The 26,237-nt window shown below is 36.4% G+C and carries 21 protein-coding genes; 4 read left to right on the top strand and 17 right to left on the bottom strand.

Annotated features, from left to right (window positions below; all coding sequences use genetic code 11):
* Positions 1 to 311: 311 nt before the first annotated feature.
* The 9 genes from DXB63_RS04445 to DXB63_RS18085 all read right to left on the bottom strand — a co-directional run bounded on the left by DXB63_RS04445 (position 312) and on the right by DXB63_RS18085 (position 11,095).
* Positions 312 to 749 carry a hypothetical protein gene (locus DXB63_RS04445; protein ID WP_122125187.1) on the bottom strand — a complete coding sequence of 146 codons (438 nt, stop codon included), beginning with the start codon at positions 747 to 749 and terminating at the stop codon, positions 312 to 314.
* A 1-nt stretch (position 750) separates the two neighbouring features.
* Positions 751 to 1,308 carry a hypothetical protein gene (locus DXB63_RS04440; RefSeq protein ID WP_122125186.1) on the bottom strand — a complete coding sequence of 186 codons (558 nt, stop codon included), beginning with the start codon at positions 1,306 to 1,308 and terminating at the stop codon, positions 751 to 753.
* Entirely contained in the window at positions 1,305 to 1,652 is a 348-nt protein-coding gene (locus tag DXB63_RS04435) for a hypothetical protein (protein ID WP_122125185.1), read from the bottom strand. Before DXB63_RS04435 ends, DXB63_RS04440 begins: the two co-directional genes overlap by 4 nt.
* Positions 1,653 to 1,792: 140 nt before the next feature.
* Positions 1,793 to 7,300: a leucine-rich repeat domain-containing protein gene (locus tag DXB63_RS04430; protein WP_158563637.1), complete on the bottom strand. Its 5,508-nt coding sequence runs from the start codon at positions 7,298 to 7,300 to the stop codon at positions 1,793 to 1,795.
* Positions 7,301 to 7,318: 18 nt separating this feature from the next.
* Positions 7,319 to 8,041, bottom strand: a complete 723-nt coding sequence (locus tag DXB63_RS04425; protein ID WP_122125183.1) for a hypothetical protein — start codon at positions 8,039 to 8,041, stop codon at positions 7,319 to 7,321.
* Positions 8,042 to 8,964: 923 nt separating this feature from the next.
* On the bottom strand, positions 8,965 to 9,603 hold the full coding sequence (locus DXB63_RS04420; protein ID WP_122125258.1) for a recombinase family protein: 639 nt from the start codon (positions 9,601 to 9,603) through the stop codon (positions 8,965 to 8,967).
* Positions 9,604 to 9,774: 171 nt separating this feature from the next.
* Positions 9,775 to 10,797, bottom strand: a complete 1,023-nt coding sequence (locus DXB63_RS04415; RefSeq protein WP_122125182.1) for a DUF3871 family protein — start codon at positions 10,795 to 10,797, stop codon at positions 9,775 to 9,777.
* A gap of 23 nt (positions 10,798 to 10,820) precedes the next feature.
* On the bottom strand, positions 10,821 to 10,946 hold the full coding sequence (locus tag DXB63_RS18350) for a hypothetical protein (RefSeq protein WP_255419992.1): 126 nt from the start codon (positions 10,944 to 10,946) through the stop codon (positions 10,821 to 10,823).
* The gene (locus DXB63_RS18085) at positions 10,943 to 11,095 is read right to left on the bottom strand and encodes a hypothetical protein (protein ID WP_199604162.1); all 153 of its coding nucleotides are present in this window, start codon (positions 11,093 to 11,095) and stop codon (positions 10,943 to 10,945) included. Before DXB63_RS18085 ends, DXB63_RS18350 begins: the two co-directional genes overlap by 4 nt.
* A 440-nt stretch (positions 11,096 to 11,535) precedes the next feature.
* Here DXB63_RS18085 and DXB63_RS04410 point away from each other — a divergent pair, with 440 nt between their 5' ends.
* Positions 11,536 to 11,829: a type II toxin-antitoxin system HigB family toxin gene (locus DXB63_RS04410; protein WP_122125181.1), complete on the top strand. Its 294-nt coding sequence runs from the start codon at positions 11,536 to 11,538 to the stop codon at positions 11,827 to 11,829.
* Positions 11,830 to 11,833: 4 nt separating this feature from the next.
* Complete coding sequence (locus DXB63_RS04405; protein ID WP_122125257.1) at positions 11,834 to 12,199, top strand: type II toxin-antitoxin system HigA family antitoxin; 366 nt, start codon at positions 11,834 to 11,836, stop codon at positions 12,197 to 12,199.
* Positions 12,200 to 12,629: 430 nt separating this feature from the next.
* Here DXB63_RS04405 and DXB63_RS04400 read toward each other — a convergent pair whose 3' ends face one another.
* Positions 12,630 to 13,361 carry an HAD family hydrolase gene (locus tag DXB63_RS04400; RefSeq protein ID WP_122125180.1) on the bottom strand — a complete coding sequence of 244 codons (732 nt, stop codon included), beginning with the start codon at positions 13,359 to 13,361 and terminating at the stop codon, positions 12,630 to 12,632.
* Positions 13,362 to 13,480: 119 nt separating this feature from the next.
* Between DXB63_RS04400 and DXB63_RS04395 the strand changes: the two genes are divergently transcribed.
* Positions 13,481 to 13,966, top strand: a complete 486-nt coding sequence (locus DXB63_RS04395) for a DUF5035 family protein (RefSeq protein ID WP_122125179.1) — start codon at positions 13,481 to 13,483, stop codon at positions 13,964 to 13,966.
* A gap of 4 nt (positions 13,967 to 13,970) precedes the next feature.
* Here the strand turns inward: DXB63_RS04395 and DXB63_RS04390 are convergent, their stop codons facing one another.
* Positions 13,971 to 15,383 carry a tetratricopeptide repeat protein gene (locus tag DXB63_RS04390; protein ID WP_158563636.1) on the bottom strand — a complete coding sequence of 471 codons (1,413 nt, stop codon included), beginning with the start codon at positions 15,381 to 15,383 and terminating at the stop codon, positions 13,971 to 13,973.
* Positions 15,384 to 15,914: 531 nt separating this feature from the next.
* Here DXB63_RS04390 and DXB63_RS04385 point away from each other — a divergent pair.
* Complete coding sequence (locus DXB63_RS04385; RefSeq protein WP_122125177.1) at positions 15,915 to 19,073, top strand: T9SS type A sorting domain-containing protein; 3,159 nt, start codon at positions 15,915 to 15,917, stop codon at positions 19,071 to 19,073.
* Positions 19,074 to 19,175: 102 nt separating this feature from the next.
* Here the strand turns inward: DXB63_RS04385 and DXB63_RS04380 are convergent, their stop codons facing one another.
* From DXB63_RS04380 to aroC, 6 genes are all read right to left on the bottom strand, one after another.
* On the bottom strand, positions 19,176 to 20,522 hold the full coding sequence (locus DXB63_RS04380) for a glucose-6-phosphate isomerase (RefSeq protein ID WP_122125176.1): 1,347 nt from the start codon (positions 20,520 to 20,522) through the stop codon (positions 19,176 to 19,178).
* A 13-nt stretch (positions 20,523 to 20,535) separates the two neighbouring features.
* Positions 20,536 to 21,531: an NAD(P)H-dependent glycerol-3-phosphate dehydrogenase gene (locus tag DXB63_RS04375; protein ID WP_122125175.1), complete on the bottom strand. Its 996-nt coding sequence runs from the start codon at positions 21,529 to 21,531 to the stop codon at positions 20,536 to 20,538.
* A 2-nt stretch (positions 21,532 to 21,533) separates the two neighbouring features.
* Positions 21,534 to 23,261 carry a lysine--tRNA ligase gene (gene lysS, locus DXB63_RS04370; RefSeq protein ID WP_122125174.1) on the bottom strand — a complete coding sequence of 576 codons (1,728 nt, stop codon included), beginning with the start codon at positions 23,259 to 23,261 and terminating at the stop codon, positions 21,534 to 21,536.
* A gap of 60 nt (positions 23,262 to 23,321) precedes the next feature.
* On the bottom strand, positions 23,322 to 23,603 hold the full coding sequence (locus DXB63_RS04365) for a hypothetical protein (RefSeq protein ID WP_122125173.1): 282 nt from the start codon (positions 23,601 to 23,603) through the stop codon (positions 23,322 to 23,324).
* A gap of 160 nt (positions 23,604 to 23,763) precedes the next feature.
* Positions 23,764 to 25,122, bottom strand: a complete 1,359-nt coding sequence (locus DXB63_RS04360; RefSeq protein WP_122125172.1) for a dipeptidase — start codon at positions 25,120 to 25,122, stop codon at positions 23,764 to 23,766.
* Positions 25,123 to 25,126: 4 nt separating this feature from the next.
* Positions 25,127 to 26,203, bottom strand: a complete 1,077-nt coding sequence (aroC, locus tag DXB63_RS04355; protein ID WP_122125171.1) for a chorismate synthase — start codon at positions 26,201 to 26,203, stop codon at positions 25,127 to 25,129.
* Positions 26,204 to 26,237 lie beyond the last annotated feature (34 nt).

Genomic DNA, 26,237 nt, shown 5'->3' with positions numbered 1-26,237 from the left:
AGGCGATATATAAATAACGAGATATTTTAATAAAGAATTGTTCTTATAGCAAGCAAAACGATAAAACATAGTTGTGTACTAAATCCTGTGGATTTCCAAATGGAAGAAACTATAAAACGATGATAATCAACAGAGGGAAGATAATAGTTCTTTTGTCGGTAGGAATATAAATAGTACTTTGTTTTTGTAAATTAAGTAGTATCTGTACATTTAGATAGTCATTTCAATACTCGGTAAATCAGAGGCTTAATTACCTCAAAAAATAAAAGAAAGATAGCCTTTTACAGCTACCTTCTTTCTCTTTCATTTCCCTAAAATTTCATCTCCATAACAATCCTATCCTCTGAAACCGTAACCTTCACATTTTTCGGTTTATCAATCCCAAGTAGAACAGCCGATTCCTTATAACACCTTATGAATTCCTTTTTTGGCATAAAATATGGATAACCATAAGGCACACCTCCCCAATAGACGGGAATTCTAAAACCGTTATATCCGTGTCCTGTTATGATATTGGTATCCACATTATAAATCATTTTCGGGTCATAATTCAGCCAATCAATTTCTCCGTCCTTGTACTTCCTCTCGAATGTTATTTCAAGTGTTCTCCCTGATACTTCTTTTAATTCAAACCGGATACCGCCACCGGAATATATATCCAAGTCTTTCTGAACCGCATCCTTAATTTCACTGACTGTCTTTGTCGATAAGTCATATATCTTCGACATTACAAATAGTTTCTTTTCCATATTATTTCAATTCCCTTTCGATTATGATTGCTATTTCTCCCGACTTATCTGTCCTGAAGCTTACTTTTACCTGATTTCCACTGGCACATAACATAGCCTGATATATATCCATCAGCCATTTAACCTCAACAAACAGGCAATCGTTGTCATCCCTGAATAATCTGTTGTCATCTGTAGCCCAGCTTATGATTTCATCCGTTGTAAGGCTTAAAATATGTGCCGCCAATTCTATCGGTATATAATCATCCACATAAAATTGGTCGGGGGAATATTTTATTTCAATAAAAAGTGCATTATCGAAGCTGCTTACCCTATGTCTAACCGGAATATTCGATAATCCATCCATTAAAACCTCGACAATGGAATAATCCACATCTTTTATATCCCCTGTGTAATAACGCTTCATTACGTCCATCTCAAAATGGGCAATCATAGCGAAATCTTGCATACTTATTTTGGCTCTTCTGGCATGCAAGACTCCATTTTCATCAATAAAACTTTCATTATCGGTTTCTCTTAATTCTTCTTTTCTGTCTCTAGAAAATCTTTTTAGTTTCATAGTAATCTATTTTTTTGTAATTTAATAATCAGTTTAACTCCAAATTTGTTTCTGAGGTATTCTTGGAGCTTGGAATACCTGTCAATTCTCTGTCTGTTTCTGGGGCATAAGGCGAAGATTTCTTTCAGGCTTATTTCCAGTGTCATACCTTCTTCATTCCTGTCTGCCGTCAATACAGAGTTCAGTAAAGGAAATTTCTGTGATAATGCTCTTATATCATCGGAAAACTCCTCAATCAATAGCTCTTTGGGTACAGGTTCTTTATTCCCTGATTCTACCGGAGCTTTAGGTATCTCACCGCAATCTTTGTTCAGTGAATACCATAAAATAGTTGTTGAATCCATAGTTATTAAAATTTAATTTGATTTCATTATTAGGAACTTGAAGGGTTTTGAGGAGAGTTTTGGCATTTTTTAAAAGGGAATAAAAAAACGAGATACCAATTTAATGATACCTCGCTTCTTAATATAAAACTAAATGTTACTTATCTCACCATCACTTTAGTTGTCTTATTACCAACCTTCACCATATAGACACCTTCCAAAACAGAAACCTTTTCTTCTCCTACAATCTCACCGGAATAAACTGATAACCCGTTTGAATTGAAGATATATGCAGTGATCTTTTGCCCGTTACTGTCAATACAGATGGAATGATATTCAGTATAGACCTTTATATCATTATAATCAATGCCTCCGATAGAATTAACCGTTTCCTTGAAAGTCACTTCCATATTTACATCGTTTTGGATTGCTTCAATGGTATATTTGCCGTTTATGATTTCTTTGGTAATATCCCTATCATTCAGTTTGACAATATCTATTATGTAACCCTCATTGGGGATTATTGAGAACTCAACACTTTTGCCTTCCTGAATATCAGTAGAAGAAATTTCCAAACCGTTTATAAGTACGGAACCTTGTGTCTTATCATAAGACAGATTTATCTCATATATATCCGTTCTTTTCCGGAATACAACTTCCAGAGTGGAATTTTCTGTTATGGTCTTAACAATAAGCGTACCGTTGACCAATTCATCCGTTATATCATCACCATTGAAAAGAATCTTATCAATGAGGTAATTCTCTTTCGGAGTAATGGTAAATTCTACAATCCCACCGTCTTGTATTGCAGTGGAAGTTACATCTTTCCCATTTATAAGAACAGAACCTCCTTCTTTATTAAATGATGTCGTTACATTAAACATTGACAGGTTGAATATCACTTTTAGGAATTGGTTGCCTTCAATACTTTCTACAGTCAATGCGTTATTTGACAGTAACGAAGTAACATCTTTATCATTCAGAAGTATTTTTTCTATTCTGTATCCTATACCCGGAAGAATAGTGAATGTGACAGATTTTCCTTCTTGGATATTAGTGGAGGTAATATTTTCTCCGTTAATAAGTACAGAGCCTTGTGTAGAATTGAATGTTGTCGTAACTATGAACGTTTTTTTTATGAAGATCACTTCAAGAAACTGGTCTTTTGTCACATTTTCAACAACCAATTCTCCATTAACTAATGATTCGGTGACATCTTTCTCATTCAAAAGTACTTTATCAAGTCGGTATCCCAATTTAGCAGTTACCGTGAATGTAACGGACTTTCCTTCTTGAATGTTAGCAGACGTAACATTTTCATTATTTATAAGAATACTGCCTTGTTTTTCATCTATAATAGTGGTAACGACAAATAGTTTTTCCTTGAAAGTAGCTTTGATAATAATATTTTCTAGAACTTTATCGATAATGAAAGTTCCATCCGTTAATTCTACCTCATTATTATTAATAAGGAGTTTATCAAGTTGATAACCCAAGGATGCTGACACTTTTATGATCAGAGATTTTCCTTCTTGAATATTAGTAGAAGTAATATTTTCATTATTTATGAGAACATAACCTTGTGTAGAATTAAATGAACTTGTTACTTCAAATAGTTTTTCTATGAAAATTACTTCTAGTGATTTATCTTCTTGAATATTATTAACCGTTAATATACCATCTACCAATAGATCAGTTACATCTTCATTATTTAAAATCACTTTATCTATCTGATAACCCAATTTAGCAGTTATCGTGAATAAAATAGTTTTTCCTTCTTGGATGTTAGTAGACGTAACATTTTCGTCATTAATAAGAACACTACCTTGTGTCAAATCAAATGAACTTGTTACTTCAAATAGTTTTTCTGTGAAAATTACCTCTAATGAGATATCATCCAAAGTACTTTTAACTGTTAGTGTTCCATCTACCAATAGATCAGTTACATTCTCGTTATTTAAAAGGACTTTATCGACCTGATAACCCAATTTAGGAATTATTGTGAATGTAACGGTCTTTCCGATAGGTATATAAGTAGAAACTACATCTTCATTATTTATGAGAACACAACCTTGTTGGTTATTAAATAAACTTGTTATTTCAAATAGTTTATCCATGAAAATAACCTCTAAAGATTTATCATCCTGAATATTATTAACCGTTAATATACCATCTGCTAATAAATCAGTCACATCTTCATTATTTAAGAGTATTCTATCTATCTGATATTCGGATTTAGGAGTTATTGTGAACGTTACAGATTTACCGGACTCAGTAAAATATAGTGAGTTAATGTTCTCATTATTAATAAGGACTATACCTTTAGAATCATCAAATGTCGTTGAAACTTTATACTCTTTTTGAATATTGAATCCATTCCAGACATTAGCCAGCTTGTAGCTTTCGTAGGACCCGGAAGGCACATAAAGGTGACAACTCGTTGTATTTACATTGCTGAAAACCGATTCGTCTATTTTTAAAGGATTTTGGATTCGACAATAAATATCATTTAAATAGCTACAATACAAGAAAGCATAATTCCCAATCGAAGTAACACTTTCCGGTATAGTTATTGAGGTTAGATCACTACAACCGGAGAAAGCCCAATCAACAATTGAGGTCACACTCTCCGGAATTTCATAAACAGAAGCCTTTGCATTGGGATATGTTATAAGTGTAGTTATATCTTTAGAAAATAGTACACCATCTTTAGAAGTATAATAACGATTTGAATCATCAACTATAAATTCTTTCAAACTACTACAATACAAGAAAGCATAATTCCCAATCTCTGTAACGCTTTCTGGTATAGTTATTGAGGTTAAACTGCTACAATCTCGGAAAGCAAAATAACCAATCAAAGTCACACTCTCCGGTATATTTATTGATGTTAAGTTACTACAATTCTCGAAAGCCTGAGCCCCAATCGAAGTTACACTCTCTGGTATATTTATTGATGTTAAGTTACTACAATTTCGGAAAGCATTATTAGGAATTGATTTCACGCTTGTTCCTATTGTTAATTTTTGAAGTGGAACATCTCTTAACCAATTAGTACCTAATGTCTTACAATTTTCTGCGTTGTATATCATTTCAGTTAAGCTACTACACTTCTCGAAAGCATAATTCCCAATCGAAGTAACACTTTCCGGTATAGTTATTGAGGTTAGATCACTACAAGCACAGAAAGCGGAAGAGCCTATAGAGGTGGTACTATTGGGAATCTCATAAACAGAAGCCTTTGCATTGGGATATGTTATAAGAGTAGTTATATCTTTAGAAAATAGTACACCATCTTTAGAAGTATAATAACGATTTGAATCGTCAACTATAAATTCTTTCAAACTACTACACCTCAAGAAAGCATAATCCCCAATCAAAGTAACATTCTCCGGTATGGTTATCTCTGTTAAACTACTACAATCTTGGAAAGCAGAATTAGGAATTGATTTTACAGTTGTTCCTATTATTAATTTTTGAAGTGGAATATTACTTAACCAATTATAACTTAATGTCTTACAATTTTCTGCGTTGTATATCATTTCAGTTAAGCTACTACAACCGGAGAAAGCATAATTCCCAATCTCTGTAATGCTCTCTGGTATGGTTATTGAAGTTAAGCTACTACAATTCTCGAAAGCATTATTAGGAATTGATTTCACGCTTGTTCCTATTATTAATTTTTGAAGTGGAACATCTCTTAACCAATTAGTACCTAATGTCTTACAATTTTCTGCGTTGTATATCATTTCAGTTAAGCTACTACAAATCTCGAAAGCATAATCCCCAATCGAAGTCACACTCCCTGGTATGGTTATTGATTTTAAACTACTACAATACTGGAAAGCAGAACGACCAATTTCTGTAACACTCTCCGGTATGGTTATTGATTTTAAACTACTACAACCGGAGAAAGCATAATCCCCAATCGCAGTCACACTTCTTGCTATGGTTATTGAAGTTAAGCTACTACAACTAGAGAAAGCAGAATTAGGAATTGATTTCACAGTTGTTCCTATTGTTAATTTCTGAAGTGCTACATTTTCTAACCAATTATAATCTAATGTTTCACATTTTTCTGCATTATATATCATTTCAGTTAAGCTACTACAACCCCGAAAAGCAAAAAGACCAATCGAAGTAACACTCTCCGGTATGGTTATTGAAGTTAAGCTACTACAATTTCGGAAAGCACTCCTCCCAATCTCTGTAACACTCTCTGGTATGGTTATCTCAGTTAAACTACTACAATTCTCGAAAGCACTCCTTCCAATCTCTGTAATGCTCTCTGGTATGGTTATTGAAGTTAAGCTACTACAATTTCGGAAAGCATTATTAGGAATTGATTTCACAGTTGTTCCTATTGTTAATTTCTGAAGTGCTACATTTTCTAACCAATAAGTACCTAATGTTTCACATTTTTCAGCATTATATATCATTTCAGTTAAGCTACTACAACCGGAGAAAGCATAATCCCCAATCGAAGTAATACTTCCTGGTATAATTACTGAGGTTAAGCTACTACAATTTCGGAAAGCACCATTACAAATAAATTTAGTCCCATCCTTTATAACAATATGTGTATTTTCCTGCATATTTCCTTTATATGTATATAATGCAGAATTAATATAGACAATGCCTTCAGATTGATTGTTAAACCACGCTGTATTATAGAAAGCCTGTTCACCAATCGCAGTTACACTCTCTGGTATGGTTATCTCAGTTAAACTACTACAATTCTCGAAAGCACTCCTTCCAATCTCTGTAATGCTCTCTGGTATGGTTATTGAAGTTAAGCTACTACAATTTCGGAAAGCATTATTAGGAATTGATTTCACAGTTGTTCCTATTGTTAATTTCTGAAGTGCTACATTTTCTAACCAATAAGTATCTAATGTCTTACAATTTTCTGCATTATATATCATTTCAGTTAAGCTACTACAACTGGAGAAAGCATAATCTCCGATCACAGTCACACTTTCCGGTATAGTTATTGAGGTTAGATCACTACAACCGGAGAAAGCATAACGACCAATTTCTGTAACACTCTCCGGTATAATTACTGAGGTTAAGCTACTACAACCATAGAAAGCAGAATTGCTAATAGATTTAATTCCATCTTTTATTACGATATGGGTGTTTCCCGGCATATTTCCTTTATATTTATACAATACAGAATTAATATAGACAATGCCTTTAGATTGATTGTTAAACCACGCTGTATTATAGAAAGCCTGTTCACCAATCGCAGTTACACTCTCCGGTATGATTATTGAGGTTAAACTACTACAATTCTCGAAAGCACTCCTCCCAATCGAAGTAACACTTTCCGGTATGGTTATCTCTGTTAAACTACTACAAGCGGAGAAAGCCCAATCTCCAATCGAAGTCACACTCTCTGGTATAGTTACTGAGGTTAGATCACTATAACCGGAGAAAGCAGAATAACCAATCGAAGTAACATTGTAATTTTTACCATTATAAATAACTACGGAAGGTATAACTACAGAACCGGAATAGGAGTTATTATTTCTAGTTACCTCCACACTATTATCATCAATTGTATTATAGTAGATTGTAACCCCATCATCATTTTCTGCACTAAAATCATACGCTGATACCGACAACATATTCAACAGCATCAAAAATAAAAAGCATATCTTTTTCATAAGCATTATTTTATATGATTATTTATCTTTGTCTTCCAATTGTTTGTCCAGATGTCTTTTCAGTTTTGTAGCCATAGGTTTAAAAGTCCAATAAGTGAGTCCGGCTGAAATAGGAGCACCCACCAAAGGAATTACTTTCCCTACTGATTTAGCGAAACTTTCTCTTGTTAGTTTTATGCCAATCCACTTGCCTACCTGTTTGGCTACATTATAAATTGCATATCTCGTCAATGGTAATTTGGCAAGTCTTTTGGCTGTTTGTTCCGCTACTGATCTGGCTAACATATTGGTTGCTGCTATTGCTTCCGTAGAGCCCATCATTACTCCCGTGAATATCGTAAGTATTTGTGCCATTGCATCATCCAGCTTTCCACCTTTGTCTGTAAAATCAGGCCAACCATATAAATAAAGTAATTTTTGAGCTAAAGCAAACACATGAGCATAAAATTGAGCGATATCAGCCGGAATAGTTCCTGCTATAGCCCATCCACCCGGAAGACCAGCCAAACCGGAAGTAGCACACACTAAAGTTGTATGATAACTGATACAACCGTTTGCTATCTTACCGATTTGTTTTTTGTTTAGTACATCGGTTGGGGAACAAGAAATTGCTTTTTCTATTTCTTCCGGTGTACAATAATGGAAAAGTTCTTTCCTTATAAACTCTTCTCTGTTAACTTTAACAAAAGGCAGAGCCATAGCTCCCTGTAGGGCTTTGTTCCATACATCTACTGCTTCCATACTTCATTCTCCTATACGCCTATAAGTCTCCAAAGTCAGCCGTTTGTGTATTTAACATTAATGACTTTATACAAGAAAGGCACGAGACTTGTTTGCCCATGTTCACGAATCTCAGGCATCGCCAAACGCCTCTAGGAATGAACAAAGAAGAAACAATATTCTCATGCCGATTTCGATATGTAAGGGTACAGTGTTGGCTGACCGAACATACAAAAATAGAATGAGCATTAGTTGCTTCTGTCCTCCTAATATAAATTTGGCGAATTTAAGATTCGGACATATCACAAAAATGCTTTCAAGTATCTAACTATTTGTTAGACTTCTGCAAATGTAGCATTTTTATTTTACAACTAATGCTCTATGAGAATATTATTTCTTCAAAGGTAATACTAATAAAGCTATCCCGTGTATTTCCACAGGAGATAATAATAACTACTTTTTCTACTTTTTTAATTTAAATCATATTATCAGCCTTTTATAAGCCCTCCGGATTAACTTCAGGCATAAACATAAAAAGGGAGGCTTTGTATCCGGTCAAATACTACTTAGGGCTACCACACCCTGCAAAGATTCAACCAAAACATCACCTCCCATTTCGATATGTCATATATAAACAGCCAATGCTGCATATACTTCGGGCATATACAGAAACAAAAAAAGTGAGTGCCTTTTGGATGTTCTCTTTGCTTCTTAATTGTGGTAGTTTAAGTAGTAGAACCAAAAACACTTCCTATGTCTGTCGGATTTTCATCTGACCTTACAAAGATAAACTGTTTTTCCAAATAGGCACTCACTATGAGTATTATTTTTTTCTTTCTTCAAATGTAAGGCTTTTCCCCGTTCCCAGCCGTAATAAAAATAAAAAAGAGAACCGAAGTTCCCTTTATTTTTGATATAGGTATCCCTGTCAGCATCCGGTCATCCTATTTTTCATTTATAAATTGCTTTTTTATCCGTTGCACTGTTGAGATACCGATATTTTGCAGCTTGGCTATATTCCTGACACTATATCCCTTTCTTAACAGAAGAATCGTTTCTTTGTACTCCTCCTTCTTCTTTTCTTCCGTCTTGATACTGCCTGTTCTTCTTCCAAGCCTGCCACCTTTGGCGATATAGTTAGCCCTGCCACTGTTCAAGCGGTATTGGATATTACTTCGTTCTATATTTGCCATTTCAGCCAATACCGTTACCATGATGGAAGCAATCGGATTCACTTCACCATTCGGTTGTAATGTATATAGTCCCAAGTTCTGTATATATACGGATACCTTCGCTTCATGCAGAATCTCCAAAGACCTTAGAACTTGCAGGGTGGATCTGCCCAATCTGCTCAGTTCCGATAAAAGCAGGAAATTCACAGACTCCCTTTTGCAATATTCCAGACATTCTCCCAAAATCTGTCTTTCCTCAATTTTCTTTGTACCTGATATATGCTCCTCGTAGATATTCACGATTTCCATATCCTGTGACTTGGCATATTTCTTCAAGTCCTCTATTTGCCGCCCTGTGTCCTGTCTGTCGTTTTGTGACGATACACGGGCATAAGTGACTGCCGTCTTGATTTTATTTTCTTTCATATTATTCTTTGATTAAATTGATGACATAGAAAGGCGTATCCAAACAACTTTTGCAGATTTATTTGAACACATCATCCTTTTGAACACAAAAAAAGAGGATACCACCGTTTTATTAGTGATACCCTCTTCGGATAATACAAACCATATTCTTTCAGGTCATTCTATAAACCATGAATACGCTTCATCCTTATGGTTCAATGCTTTCGTTAATCCCAATGATACTTCTGTCGCATTTACGCTACGCCCTAGAAATGTATCAAGATAACTATTCTTGTTTGCCCCCGTTATCAGGTTATAGAATTTCCACATATTGATTTCTCCGTTCATTCCGGCAAAGTTGTCGTCATATATATACTGCTTTGCCACATTATTAATCTGGCTGTCAGTGATGAGTAATCGTGGTAATTCCCTCTGTTGGTATTGGGGTAAATAGTTATACAGTCTCATTCTTCCTAAGATTTGGCAGAATTGGTGTTCACTTAGTATTGTATCCCCTAAAGATTGCATCAGGTGAATATGTTTTGCTACATTGTATTGACTAAACAAGTCCAATGTGAATTGATATAAATCCCTTGAACTTGTCGCCCTTACTTCTTCTTTGTACCCGTCTGTGGATAGACATTGGTTAGTACAAGCCTGATTCAGGAATCCAACGGCAATACTGAATTTCTGTGCCGTTAACTTCCCGCTTAAATTATCCCTCGCATAGCTTTTACAGCCTGTAACGGATAAGCTCAGTTGATTCCCATTTATGTCCTGACGGATACTCGGGACTTCTATATTGAAAATCATACGTTCATAATACATTGTCTTGTCTGATTCCAAAAGTTGATCCACTCTTTTATTGATGGCTTCCGGTATTCTTCCCTTGACAATATGTGAGGTTCTTATCTCTGGGGTACAGATTGTTTCCCCTTGATAAAAATCCCTTGTCGCTTCATAGACTGATTCTATGAAACTCTGATGTGATATACAGACCTCGTTGTCTTTTGCGAAGGTAGGTATGATACATTCATTTTTTAAGTGATCTAATGTCACCTCTGTTGTGTTCGCTTCTATGAATGGTGAACGCTTGGGCTGTTCCATAATAAGAACCGCATCTTCTACGTCTTGTTTCCAATCATTTACGACTGATGTTTCCATCCTGTCATGTGATGGTATAATAACTAAATCATTCATAATTTTATTGATTTAATTGTTTGTTACTCTGTTTTAATTTTAGCACTCTTTTTCTTTAGCATTCCACGTAGCTTCTTTGTATTCTTCGCTACTGCCAATACCATTTCTAAGACTACTATGAATATACTTTCCAGCTTGGTATAATTCATTTCTCTTCTTTTTTGAATCCTACGGGATTGATTCTTTGTTGAACTTTTCTTCTTTTAATATAAGATTCGATGTACTCAAAGGCTTCTAATAAATGAGCCATCATCCCGATAAATTTTACTACTTCAATAATCAATTTTACTTTTTTCATTGTTATTTCTCCTTATTCTTTAATTGTTAATTAATTGTTTGTTTTTCTCATTAATAAGGCTTTGAAACGAAATAGCGGGGGAAGGAAAAGGAAGAAGAGGGAAAGGGAGAAAAAGAGAAAAGAATAAAAAAAGAGAGCCGAAGCTCCCTTGCATAAGAAGAAAAGTAGATATGATAAATCCCCATTTCAGTGACTATGACGATGTTGCATAATCGGTGTTGAAACAGGGATGCTTTCGATAGTAATGTTTGTCTTTAGCATTGACTACCGATTTATTATATATTAATTCTTTCTTCTATATCTATTTTTTCTTTCTCATTTATAAGAGTTTGAAGGGTTGGGAGAGGGATAGTTACAAAATACTGAAATATAGAATATAATTTTGATAATTGAAATTTTATTTTTACCTTTGTCTCACAATCATGAATAATCAGTAATTAATGAGAATATTTACCGAACAGTTTTTAAAAGAATATGCAGAAAAAAATCCCGATTCAAAAGTTGCTTTGCAGGAATGGGTATCTATAGTGAAGAAAAGTAAATGGACTTGCTTTGCTGACATAAAGAAAACATTTAATAGTGTGGATAATGTAGGTAATCAACATTATGTTTTTAATATTCGGGGAAACAACTATCGTTTAGTAGTAGTCATTAAGTTTACGATTAAATTTGTTTATGTCCGCTTTATCGGTACACATAAAGAATATGATAAAATAGATTGTGTTAATATTTAAGGTTATGACAAAAATAGAGAATCAAGCCCAATATGAATGGGCAATAAAAAAAGTAGAGGAACTTCTCCCTTTAGTGAAAGATGGTACTCCTTTAAACGATCCGAACAGTATAGAGCTAGAGCTTATCTCCAATCTTGTATCCGATTATTCGGATGAGCACTTTGCAATCGGTGAACCAACCTTGGTTGATGTTCTTAAACTCCGTATGTATGAAATGGGACTTAATCAAAAATCTCTATCAAAAATGATCGGCGTCAGTCCTTCACGGCTTAGTGATTATATTTCAGGTAAATGTGAGCCAACGTTGAAAGTGGCCCGGGAAATTAGTAGAAAGTTGAATATTGATGCTAATATTATATTAGGAGTATAAGTGTTATATTTGAATTATAAAATTCTATATTTTTTGCATAAACTCATGATTAATAGAATTATGGAATATCTCAGCGAATTTCATAAGAAACAGATAAAGTGTACTTAAATTCGATAAAAAATAACTTGATAAAATCAATAAATATATTTAGTTTTGCATTGAAAGTTTTGTGTTGACTTATTGTTGACTAAATAAATTTTCAAAGAGATTATTATCGTGTTGACAATAAAGGATTTTAGTTGAGCGTTTATTCAAGATTCCGGTTCTGAAGGTCGTGGGTTTGAGTCCCACCGGGGTCACGAAGAAAAAACGTTATTATACTGATTCAGTGATAATAACGTTTCTTTTTTGTCATTTCTATAACTTATAATGGTCTTTGCTGTTATTTTTATGCTTAAATAGCTTTAGTTTAGTCCATTAAAATGATATTTTATCCTTTTAATTCTTTAAATAAATCTTCCCACGAATCACAAAATGCTTGCATGGATGGGAATAATAAATCGGCTCCGGCAGCTAATAAAACTTTGTCATCAAGAGGTCCGGTATTGACAGCCACAGTAAAAATGCCGGCAGCGTGCCCTGCTTCTACGCCTAATGGGGCATTTTCTACCACAATTGCTTCATTGGCTTTGAGGTTACCTTTCTTTAAAGCCATTAAATAAGGTTCAGGGTTTGGTTTGCCATATTTTACATCAAATGCTGTGACCATTAATTCTGGTGTGAATATACCCGGAAAATTTGTATTAAGGCGATTAATCAATGAATGTTGTCCGGAACCGGTTACAACCATTGAGAATAAGCCATCTTGTTTTATTTTGGTTAATACTTCTAGTGCTCCGGGCATTCGCTGAACTTCCGGATTTTTATTGAATTCTTCACTCTTTTCTGCGTAGATCGTTTTTATTTCATCCTCAGAAGCCTCATAACCTCTTTCTCGCTTGCATACAATATTAATAGTGGATGCTCCGGTACGTCCTTCATGTAAATAGGCTTCTTCACGGCTTAAGTTAAGACCATGATGTGCCATTGTCTTATGCCATGCATCAGCATGGTATGGCATTGAATCGAATAATACTCCGTCCATGTCGAAAAGGACGGATTTCAGGTGCAGTGAGTTATAATTATTGGCTTTTAAATACTGATTGATAGATTCTTGAAACATTTTGTATATACATTATTTGAGCTACAAAGATACAAATAACCAACTAAAAGACGAGTATTTCTTTTGATATTAAAATATTTCATCTATTTTTGCAAAAATAAATATGTTATTTTATAGAGATGAAAAATACATTTCTTATTATCCCATTTCTTGCCTTGGGAATGGTCTCATGCAGTGATGGTATGGGAGGTATACCATTAATAACGGTTGATTCTATTCAAATTAATGGTGAATCGATAGGACGTAATATCCTTTATCCTATTCCGATGAATGCTACGGTCCGAGTGTTTACTACATTGGAAGCTTATGATGGCACTCTAAGCTCATTCAATACAGAAGTAAATTATGGAGAGAATGAAGTTAGCGGATATCAAAAAGCTATTGAATTTGAAAAAGATGTTGTAAGTGATGATCTGACAAACCTTAAAGAGGGAGTCTTACGTTTTAAAGATGGAGTAGTGAAAACTAATGTAGCAGTAGAGACAATTGCTCCTTCAACGAAAGATACATTGAAATTAAGATTTTATCTGAATACGGATGATAAGGGTACTAAAGAAGAGTTGGTATTTAAAATTGTAAGTAAGAGTCATAGAGAAAATGACTAGTTTTTTATAAATCACGGAGAAAGTCATCAATTGAAGTATCTCCGATTGCATTAAGTTTTTTCTTTATGCGATATCTACTCATTTTTATACTGTCAGGTGATACTGATAAGATTTGGGCAATTTCTTTAGCTCTCATACCTATTTTAATATAAGCGCAAAGTCGTAGATCATTTTCTGTCAGTTCTTTTGATTGTTGCTTTAGTTTGTGAAAAAATAAAGGATGTACTTTTTCAAAATGCATTTTAAATTCATTCCATTCTTCGTCAATATTCAAATTATCTTTTATAAGTGTATCTATTTCTTTCTTGTAAAATTCCAGATCAGATTTCTCTTGGTTGTAATTGTTCGTTAATTGTAGTATTTTGTTTAGAATGAGATTTTTATTGGATAATAGAAGTAGAGAAGTGCTTATTTCTCTGTTTCTTGAATCTATTGTTTGAGTAAATTCTTTTTTTTGCTGTTGAGAACTCTCCTTTTCCTCTTGTAGTTTTTTGTTGAGTTGCTTATTTTCTAACTCCTTTAGTTCTTTTTGCTGTAATACAATTTTCTTTTGCTTGACGACAATAAGGAGAGTCAACAATATAATGAGGATCACTCCCGTTGCAGAAATGACGAGGATCACGGTTTGTTTCTTTTTGATTGTATATTCATCATGGGCTATTTTTAATTTGTTTTGATAATCACTTAATATGTATTTCGCTTCTGTCTTGTTTATAAGTGAAATCCTCTCATTTCCTAATAAATGATTACGTATCGAGTCATAAAGAACGTGGTAAATGTAGGCACTGTCATATTGTTTCTTTTGGGAAAAAGATAGCGAGAGTCCGGCATAAGTTCCGGTAAGACGTTCGTCTATATTATGTTTTATATAATAAGCTTCGACTCTTTTTAAATATTTGTAAGAAGAATCCGGTTGGTTAACTCGAAGATAATATGCTCCGATATTATGGAGTATAGTGATAGTTAAAGAATAATTATCTATCTGTTTAGATATATCTAATGCTTTTTTGTAGAATTCAAAGGATTTATTTCTTCGAGAATCTTTAACATAAAAGGCTCCTAAATTTATATATGCAGCTGTAAGAAGGTATGGACTATCTATTTTTTTTATAGTGGGTATGTATTTTAAAAGTTGGGTAATGGCTTGTTCTTTTTCTCCTGAAAGATATAAAGAGTTATAGAGGTTAATCCGCATACCTAGTTCTTTTTCTTTATTTTTATTTCTTTTATAATATTCTAGCGCCCTATATCCATATTCCAAAGAATTACTATATTCTCCTATGGTTCTGAAGAGTCGTGAAATGGATTTATTTATTTCTGCTATGAGATTTTTATTATTTGATTTTGTTGCATATTTTAATGCTTGTAATCCGTAATTGCAAGCATTGGTGTATTCATTGGATAGGAATTCTGTCATGAATAAGGAGTAATATAAAAGACTGTATTCGTATGGATACCGGGTACTATCGCAATGTTGTATTAAATAGCAAATAGAATCAGTGTAATTTTTTGTTTGATATCCAGATATGTATTGTAAGGTTATATCCTGAAAGATTGCACGTGAAGTATATAATGGATTATTTTTTAAATGTAAAGCAAGAATATTTAGCTCATTAACTAGAGAATCAGCTTTATTAGTCTGACTGTATTTGGTTTCATCTATCTGATTATAGATAGAATAGAATAAGTTGATGCTATCTTGTCGTGAACTTCCGGTTGCGAATATACGCACCGAAATAATGAAGAAAAGTAGAAGAATGTATATATAGTTTTGTCTTATGATCATATAATGTAATTACTACTATGTTTCTGCAAATATCGCTAATTTTAAATGAAAATGGTAGTTTTTTGTAGTTTTCCTTCTTTTCGTTACCTTTTGTATACTCTTTAAAAGCTGATTTATTGAAATAAGAACCTTACATTTGGGGAAATCAATTATTATATAGTTATGAGAAAATTCTATCTTTATTTATTAACCTTTATGGTATTGGTATTTTTCGGTAATGTGGATGCATTCTCGCAACCTATCGACAAAACGAAGAAGCATAAACCAATGGAGTTGAAGTATTCAGGTCCTTCCGGACTTAGAAAAACATTCGAATCTTATTCCGGTATCCATCATCGGAAACGGATTAATAAAACAATGATGAAAACCGAAAGTGATAAAGCGATATGGGGGTATCTCATATATGACTTTAGTTATGGTGAAGATGAAGGTTTCCAAATGGGCATGGGAACATTTACTTTGGCACAACCGGATGAGTTTGCTGTTGAATGGACCAGTGAATTGGATGTTTCTGCCGGTGCTTGTGCAAATGATGTTATGTATTTGCAGGATCATTCATTAGATAGTCCTGTGTCTTTTTCTTCTATAGACTTGATAACAGGGGAAGAAAATAAAATAAAGAGTTATGATAAATCTACAGATCCGTGTTTCAGAGATATGACTTACGATTATACTACTAATACAATGTATGGGGTAGGATGTGTATCCGGTGCGGAGTTGTCTTCATTATATGTCGTCAATTTGGAAACCGGAGACTGTACGGAATTGTTTCCTCTTGAATTTGAGTATTGGACATTAGCAGTCAATAATGAAGGAAGCATGTATGGAGTTACAACTGAGGGAAATTTATGCCGGATAGATTTAGAAAACCGTTCTGAAAATATTATTGGTTCAACAAATGAATATCCATGGTACATTCAGTCAATGGATTTTGACCGAAGTGATAATACGCTTTATTGGGCTGCATATACAGAAGATAGTGAGAGTTTTTTGGCAACTATAAATGTCGAGACTGGTGAAGCCACGCGTATAGGCAGTCCGTTGGGGTTTTATGCAGAGATTGTGGCTTTGCATGTCCCTTCTAAACCTCAATCGACTGATACTCCGGCTGCTGTTTCGGAGTTGAATGTTGCTGCAGGAGAACAGGGAGCATTAACAGTGAAGTTGTCTTGGACAAATCCATCACAAACGATTGGTGGTGAGACATTAACAGCTCTTACGAAAATAGATATTTATAGAAATGAGGAGATTGTTCATACCATTGATAATCCAGCGGTAGGTGTCGGTGCGGAGTGGACGGATCATCTCTCTGAAAATGGATATGTAGTTTATAAATTGATTGCTTCGAACGAAGAAGGTGAAGGGAAAGCAATTAAGTCCAAACAGCTATATGTAGGAAAAGATGTTCCCGGTGCAGTGGAGAATCTTGTTTTGACAAAGGTAAATGAAACTTATCAAACCAAAATAAGTTGGAGGGCTCCGGTATCTTCCATGAATGGAGGATGGTTTGATGCTGACGGAATAAAATATGATGTGGTTCGTTATCCTGATAACAAGCTTATAGGTGAGAATTTAGAGGTGACAACTTGTACGGATAATACGATTACTGCTTTGAATGCTTATTCTTATGAGATTATACCTAAAACATCTGAGGGTGAAGGTGTGAAAGCGCAAACAAATAAACTGTTTGTGGGTCCTGCCATGAGTGTTCCATATTTCTGTGACTTTAGTACGGAAGAAGCACGAAACTTATGGGTTATTGATGATGCTAATGGAGATGGTTGCACATGGGAGTTTGGACATAATTATAAAGGTACAAAGGATTGGTTCTTGGAATATGATATCTATAACTATGATGTAGAACCGGTTCTTCAGGCTGATGAATGGTTTTTCTCTGCTCCGTTTAGACTGGAAAAGGGTAGAACTTATACTTTAATGTTTAGAGTACGTTTGGGCGGAACTCTTGCTCAGGAAAAATTCAGAACAGTTTTATGCGGTGATGCCGATCATGAGGCTCAGATAAAAGTTATTGGCGATTACACTACATTGAATGATCAGAATTTCCAGCCGGTGATTGCTGTTTTTGATGTGGCAGAAACGGGAGAATATAATCTGGGATTCCAATGTTATTCAGATCCGAGTCAATGGATGATACAAATAACCGATATATCTTTAGAGAGTTCATTTATAAAAGATATGGAGGCTATCCGATTGAAAGGAATGACTGCCCCGATACAAAATGAATCCAACTTCTATGAAGTGACTGTCTTGAATAACGGTGCGGAAAATGTTTCCACTTATCGGGTAGAAGTGATTGATGAGGACATGAATGTATTAGGTATGAATAATGTGGAACGAGAATTAGCACCTCAAAAAGAGTTATTCGTTCAAGTAAAATGCACGTTGCCTCAATCAGGAACGAGACATCTCAGGGGAAGGGTCGTGTTGGATGGTGATGAAGATACGTCAAATGATATATCTCCTGAATTTGTAGTCGAATCGCTTCCTGCTGGAAATTTGAGTTGGCAATATGTAGGTAATGCAAAATCTGTAGATTTCTCACCTAATTATCCATTTGTTATGGATATGCCATTTAGTCGTGCTCAGACATTGTATCTTCCTGCTGATTTACAATTTACATCTGGTAAAATAGAAAAATTAGCTTATTATTATTATATATCCCCTGTTTATGGTATGGCTGCCCAAAATGTAAAAGTGCGTATATCAATGGCTAATACAGAAGTAGGAACCTTATTGGATAATTATATTGATGATGAACAATTTACCAAAGTTTTCGAAGGCTTAATTTCGATTGATCCCCAAAATAATATTTTGGTATTGGATTTGGATAGTCCATTTGAATATGCAGGGAAGAATCTTTGTTTCCTTACGGAACGTATCGGTGATGCAGGTAATACATTCAAAGGAAATAATTTCCTTTATACGGAGGATAATGATGTAATAGGAGAGGGACGTACCCGATATTATTTTAATGAATCTATACCTTTCGGACCGGATGTTGAAAGTGCGGTTAGTCTGCGTATGCCGAATGTTTCTATATTGGTTAATGGTAAAACGGTTGATGCTATTGAAGATATTGAAAAAGAGATAACGGTAAGTGTATATCCGAATCCTGCTACCAACAGACTTTATGTTGAAGGTGATTATACGGTTGCAGAATTGTTTACCGCAAATGGGATGCCTGTGGTGACGGTTAATGGAGAAAAAACAATTGATTTGATCGGATTAAATAGAGGCGTTTATTTCTTAAAGATTAGTACGAAAGATGGAGTGGAAGTCCATAAGATAATGTTGAAGTAGTTCTTTAATATGACTTTTAAAATGTCCGGACTGAATATAAAAACGTCCGGACATTTTTTATTTTTTGTCCGGACGTTCTTGTCTGTTATTATGATGTTCTAACTATAATTTTGCACGGATAGCTTTTGACTCCTCTTCGTATCCCGGTTTATTCAGTAAGGCAAACATATTCTTTTTGTATGCTTCAACTCCCGGTTGATTGAATGGATTTACATCTAAAATATAACCGCTGATACCACAACCTATTTCAAAGAAATAAAGCAATTGTCCGATATAGTATTCATTTAACTCCGGCATAATAATGCGTAAGTTTGGAACACCACCGTCAACGTGTGCTAACTGTGTACCTAATTCTGCCATCTTATTAACTTCATCCACTCGTTTGCCTGCCAAGAAGTTCAAACCATCGAGATTTGCTTCATCAGAAGGAACTTCGAGTTTATGGTTAGGATTTTCTACAGAGATAACCGTTTCAAAGATGGTACGTTCACCTTCCTGAATCCATTGTCCCATAGAGTGAAGATCTGTGGAGAAATCCACGGAAGCAGGGAAGATACCTTTGTGCTCCTTACCTTCAGATTCTCCGTAAAGCTGTTTCCACCATTCGGATACATAGTGAAGTTTCGGCTGGAAGTTAACAAGTATTTCTATCTTCTTTCCTTCTTTGTAGAGTTCGTTACGGGTAGCGGCATAGACGGCAGCCGGATTTTCCCAATAAGAAGTAGCGGTGTTACTGCAAACTTCTTCCATCTTACGTGCGCCTTCTACTAATTTCTCAATATCGTATCCGGCAACAGCGATTGGCAATAGACCTACCGGGGTCAGAACAGAGAAGCGTCCGCCTACATTATCCGGAATAATGAAAGATTTATATCCTTCTTTGTCAGCTGTGGTACGTGCTGCACCTTTCTTTGCGTCAGTAATGGCAACGATGACTTTCTTTGCCATTTCTTTTCCGCGTTGGTCTTCACATTGCTTTTTCAATAGACGGAAAGCCAAAGCCGTTTCCGTTGTAGTACCTGATTTGGAGATATTGATAACGCCGAATTTCTTGTCTTTCAGGAAAGTAGTCAATTCATATAAATAATCTTCTCCGATATTGTGTCCCGCATAAACAATAGTTGGGGCGTCTTTCTTGTCTTGTAACCATTGGAAGCTGTTTGACAGTGCTTCTATTACAGCGCGTGCTCCTAAGTAACTGCCTCCGATACCGGCAACAACTACTACTTCACAATTCTCTCTTAATACTTTTGCGGTAGCTTTCAAGTCTTCCAAGTGTTCTTTGCTTATAGAAGAAGGCAGATGAAGCCATCCTAAGAAATCGTTACCTTTTCCTGTCCCTTTGTCAAGGGCTTCAATGCAAGCTTTTACCTTAGGCTCATAAGCGGCAATTGTTTCTTTAGAAACAAATCCTAAAGCCTTTTCGATGTTCAAACTAATATTTTTCATAACACTGTAATGTTTATCTGAATGAATCAGTTAATAATTTTATCTCAATCATAGGTGATATGCGCTCATACAATATGTTGTAAACAGCATCAAGTATCGGCATGTTCACATGATAATGTTTATTAAGCTCTTTAATACATTTGGTACCGTAATATCCTTCTGCGATCATTTCCATTTCTATCTGGGCGCTCTTTACAGAGTATCCTTTTCCGATCATGCTACCGAATGTACGGTTACGGCTGAAGTTGGAATAGGAAGTAACAAGCAGGTCACCTAAATATACGGAATCGGTAACTTGTCTGTTTATCGGATGTACTGTATTCAGGAAACGGTTCATCTCTTGGATTGCATTGGAAATCAACACGGCTTGAAAGTTATCACCGTATTTCAATCCGCTACAGATACCTGCTGCTATAGCGTATACATTCTTTAATACAGAACCGTATTCAATACCCGCAACATCGTCGCTGACTGAAGTCTTGATAAAGTGGTTGGATAACTTTCTTGCGAATATACGTGCTTTGTCAATATCAGGACATGCGATGGTTAAGTAAGAAAGGCGTTCCAACGCTACTTCTTCGGCATGGCATGGTCCGGCAAGAACAGCAATGTTCTCGGGTGGTACATTATATATCTTTGTAAAATACTCGGATACAATTAGATTCTCGTCCGGTACGATACCTTTAATGGCTGTGACAATGAATTTGTCTTTTATCTTTATTTTCAGCTTTTTCAAGTGAGACTTGAGGTAAGGTGACGGAGTGGCGAATACAAGTGTATCCGATTCCTTTACTACATCGTTTATATTGGAATAGAAATGAATGCGCTTCGTGTCAAATTTCACACCGGTGAGATAAGCCGGATTGTGCCCCATGCGTTTAAAATCCTCGATACGGTCATCTCTACGCATGTACCAGTTTATCTCATCTTCTTGACCTAATGCCATCTTAGCAATGGCGGTAGCCCAGCTACCTCCGCCCATTATTGCTATTCTACCAGGTAGTTTCATCTTTAGTCGATCTTGCTTATCCAGCCTGCTACTGTGTCAACTGACGGATTGTTTAATTCCAATTTATATTTCTTATTGATTCCACAAATGTCCATATGGAGCTTTTGGGGATTAACTTCTTTCATATCGGATATTAAATTATATCCGGCTTTTTGAATTAATGGAACCCATTCCTCTGGAATACCCAGTTCCATAAATTTCGCAACGGAGTCTTTCGGCACAACCTTTTCCGGACGCATTTGCGGGAAGAACAAAACTTCTTGTATAGTGGATTGTCCGGTCATCAACATGACAAGGCGGTCCATACCGATACCCATACCTGAAGTAGGAGGCATACCATATTCCAATGCACGAACAAAGTCTTTGTCGATAATCATCGCTTCGTCGTCTCCCTTCTCGCTTAATTTCATTTGTTCTTCAAAGCGTTCCAACTGATCTATCGGGTCGTTCAGCTCAGAGTATGCGTTGCATAATTCTTTTCCATTCACCATCAATTCGAAACGTTCTGTCAGTTCCGGATTGTTCCGGTGTTTCTTTGTCAATGGAGACATTTCAATAGGATAATCAGTGATGAAAGTCGGTTGGATATAAGTACCTTCACAGAATTCGCCGAATATTTCGTCAATGAGTTTACCTTTTCCCATTGTATCGTCTATTTCCATGTTTAGCTTTTTGCAAACCTCATGGATTTCCTCTTCTTCCATTCCGGTCAAGTCGTATCCAGTGTGTTCTTTAATGGAATCCAACATGGTGACACGTTTGTAAGGAGCTTTGAAGTCGATAATGTTATCACCTACTTTTACTTCGGTAGTGCCATTTACATCCAGACAGATTTTTTCAATCATCTTTTCCGTAAATTCCATCATCCAATTGTAATCCTTATAAGCTACATAGATTTCCATGCAGGTAAATTCCGGATTGTGTGTGCGGTCCATTCCTTCGTTACGGAAGTTCTTACCGATTTCGTATACGCCTTCAAAACCACCCACGATTAATCTTTTCAGATATAATTCGCTGGCAATACGCATATATAACGGCATATCCAGTGCGTTGTGGTGTGTAATGAACGGGCGTGCTGCCGCTCCACCTGCGATAGCTTGCAGGATAGGGGTTTCTACTTCCATATAACCTTTTGAGTTAAAATAGTCACGCATGGAAGTATATACTTTATTTCTTTTGATGAAAATATCTTTTACGCCATCATTAACAACAAGATCTACGTAACGTTGACGGTAACGGAGTTCCGGATCTTCGAACTTGTCGTATGCCACACCGTCTTTATATTTTACGATGGGAAGCGGTTTGATGGATTTGGAAAGAACGGTCAACTTTTGTGCATGCACGCTGATCTCTCCCATTTGAGTCTTGAACACAAAACCTTCGATACCGATAAAGTCACCTAAATCGAGCAGGCGTTTGAATACAGTAGTATATAAATCTTTATTTTCTTCCGGGCAGATGTCGTCGCGGGTGATATAAACCTGGATACGTCCTTTGGAATCCTGTAATTCTACGAAAGAGGCTTTACCCATTACACGGCGACTCATAATACGTCCTGCTATGGATACCTGACGAGGTTCTGCATCTTCTTTGAATTCAGCTTTTATATCGGTTGAAAAAGCGTTTGTTACATACTCTGCTGCAGGATAGGGCTCTATACCCATTTCCCGTAATTCGTTCAGACTATTTCGTCTGATTATTTCCTGTTCACTTAGTTCTAATAAGTTCATTCTGTTATGTATTAACTCAAATTTGCCACAAAAATAAGAAACATTTTGCAAATTATACTATTATTCTGTTGAAAGTTGAAGAGCTTTCATTTCTTTTGTGCGTACAAAAGAAACGAAACAAAGAAAAAACGCCGGCTTACGTTGCGAAGCTAAAATATTGCTCCATTTCCTGAACAAAACGAACTCGCTGCGCTCAAACAGCGTTTTGTTCTTGACGGAAATGAAACAATATTTCTTCACGCTTCTCCACTGATGCCGGAAATACTCGAGAGAATCTCGCTTCGCATTGATGGGAGATGCTTTCCCCACTAATCCAGAAATACCGGGAATCTCGCTGCGCATCGAAGTAGTATGTTTTCATGCTGCATTCAGGAGGGTCTCGCTTCGCATCGAATATCCTAATTTGGCGCGAATTACGCAAACACAATTTAATTGTGAACTCTCGTAATCTGCGCCAAAAAGGAAGAATAGAAAGACTTTTGGATACCCTTTCTACCTATTATTATTTATATGCTTTGTGGAATTCTATGACGGCTTCCACTCCTTTACGGAAAATATCTAACGGGAGATTTTCGTTTGGAGAATGGATGGCATTAGATTCCAGGCCAAATCCCATCAGGATCGTTTTTATACCTAACACTTGCTCAAAGGTAGAGATAATGGGGATACTTCCTCCTCTGCGGACTGCCAATGGCTTTTTGCCGAAAGCGATTTCAAAACCTTTTTCTGCGGCTTGATATGCAGGCAAGGTAATCGGGCAAACGTATCCTTGTCCTCCGTGCATGGGAGTTACCTTTACTTTTACGCTTTTGGGTGCTGACTTTTCAATATATTCCTTAAATAATTGGGATATTTTATGATGTTCCTGGTGGGGGACAAGACGGCATGATACCTTTGCGTATGCTTTGGAAGGCAAAACAGTCTTGGAACCTTCTCCCGTGTATCCACCCCAAATGCCGCAGATGTCGAATGACGGGCGACAACTGTTTCTCTCCAACGTTGAGTAACCGGCTTCTCCCGATAACTCTTCAACCCCGATGGCTTCTTTATATTTCTCCTCATTAAACGGTATTTGGGCTATCATTTCCCGTTCTGCTTGCGGTACTTCTTCCACATCATCATAAAAATGCGGAATCGTAATCTTTCCGTTTTCATCTATAACTTTTGCCAGCATACCGCAGAGTGTATTTATAGGGTTGGCTACAGCTCCGCCGAAATGTCCGGAATGTAAGTCACGGTTAGGCCCCGTAACTTCTATTTCCCAATAGGCCAATCCTCTTAAACCGGTAGTCAAAGATGGTAGTTCCGCACCTAGCATACTGGTGTCCGAAACTAATATGATATCAGCCTTTAAAAGCTCTTTATGATTGATACAGAATTCTTCCAGGCTAGGTGAACCTATTTCTTCTTCTCCTTCAAATATGAATTTCACATTATGGGTGAGAAGGTTATGTTTTACCAAATACTCAAAAGCCTTTACCTGAATGAAAGATTGCCCTTTGTCGTCATCTGCGCCTCGTGCCCATATTTTTCCGTCTCTGATTTCCGGTTCGAACGGTTCGCTTTTCCAAAGTTCCAACGGCTCTGCGGGCATCACGTCATAATGTGCATAAACCAATACCGTTTTTGCATCGGGATTTACCGTTTTCTGTGCAAAAACGATCGGGTTTCCGGCGGAAGGCATGACCATTGCTTCGTCTGCACCTGCTTTCAGAAGTAAATCTTTCCATTGTTGTGCACATGCCAGCATATCGTCTTTGTGTTCCGGGTTGGAACTGACGGATGGAATACGTATAAGGCTGAACAACTCATCCATGAATTGTTCTTCGTTTTCTTTCAGGTAGGTTTGTATCGGGTTCATAAAGTTAAAGTTGAGTGGTTCTGTCAATCAGGTAATAATCAAGCAAAGTCATAGCAGCCATCGCTTCTACTATAGGTACCGCGCGAGGCAAAACACATGGATCGTGTCTTCCTTTGGCTTTCATGGAAGTATCTATACCGTCGATATTGACTGTATGCTGCTCCATCAAAACAGTTGCCACAGGTTTGAATGCTACACGGAAAAATATATCTTGTCCGTTGCTGATACCTCCTTGAATACCTCCGGAATGATTGGTCTTGGTTTCCACCACACCGTCATGATTATAGAATACATCATTTTGCTCCGAACCTCTTTGTTTCAGGCCTTTGAATCCGTCACCGTATTCAAATGCTTTTACGGCATTGATGCTGAGCATGGCATTTCCCAAAGCTGCTTGCAGTTTGCCGAATACCGGTTGACCTAATCCGATGGGACAGCCTTTGATCACACAAGTGACAACGCCGCCGATGGTGTCTCCGTCAGCTTTGACCTGGGCGATGAGTTCTTCCATCTCTTTGGCTTTTGCCGGATCAGGACAGCGCACCATGTTCTTTTCTATCTCGGAGAAATCGTATGATTTATAATCTTCTTCCAGTCGGATAGGTCCTACTTGCGAAGTATATGCCGTTATATGAATGCCGATCTGGCTTAACGCCAATTTAGCGAGTGCTCCTCCCACGCAGCGTGAGATAGTTTCGCGTGCAGACGAACGGCCTCCTCCGCGATAATCTCTTATACCATATTTAATTTGGTAGGTATAGTCGGCATGCGAAGGGCGGAAAACGTTTTTAATGTTTTCATAGTCCTTTGAATGCTGATTTTTGTTCCATACAATGAAACCGATGGGGCATCCGGTGGAACGTCCGTTAAAAACTCCGGATAAAAACTCCACTTCATCTTCTTCCGCACGATCTGTTGTGATTTTAGATTGTCCCGGGCGGCGGCGTCTTAATTCGCTCTGTATGAAATCCATATCGATCTTTATGCCTGAAGGGAATCCGTCGATGACGCCTCCGATTCCTTTGCCATGTGACTCCCCGAAACTGGTTAGTCTGAATATATTGCCGAATGAGTTGAACATAAACTTAAAATTTAGATGGTTCGTATATTGCAAA

The organism is Bacteroides sp. OM05-12, assembly GCF_003438995.1.
Classification (GTDB): Bacteria; Bacteroidota; Bacteroidia; order Bacteroidales; family Bacteroidaceae; genus Bacteroides.
This window is presented reverse-complemented; position numbering and strand designations above follow the sequence as displayed.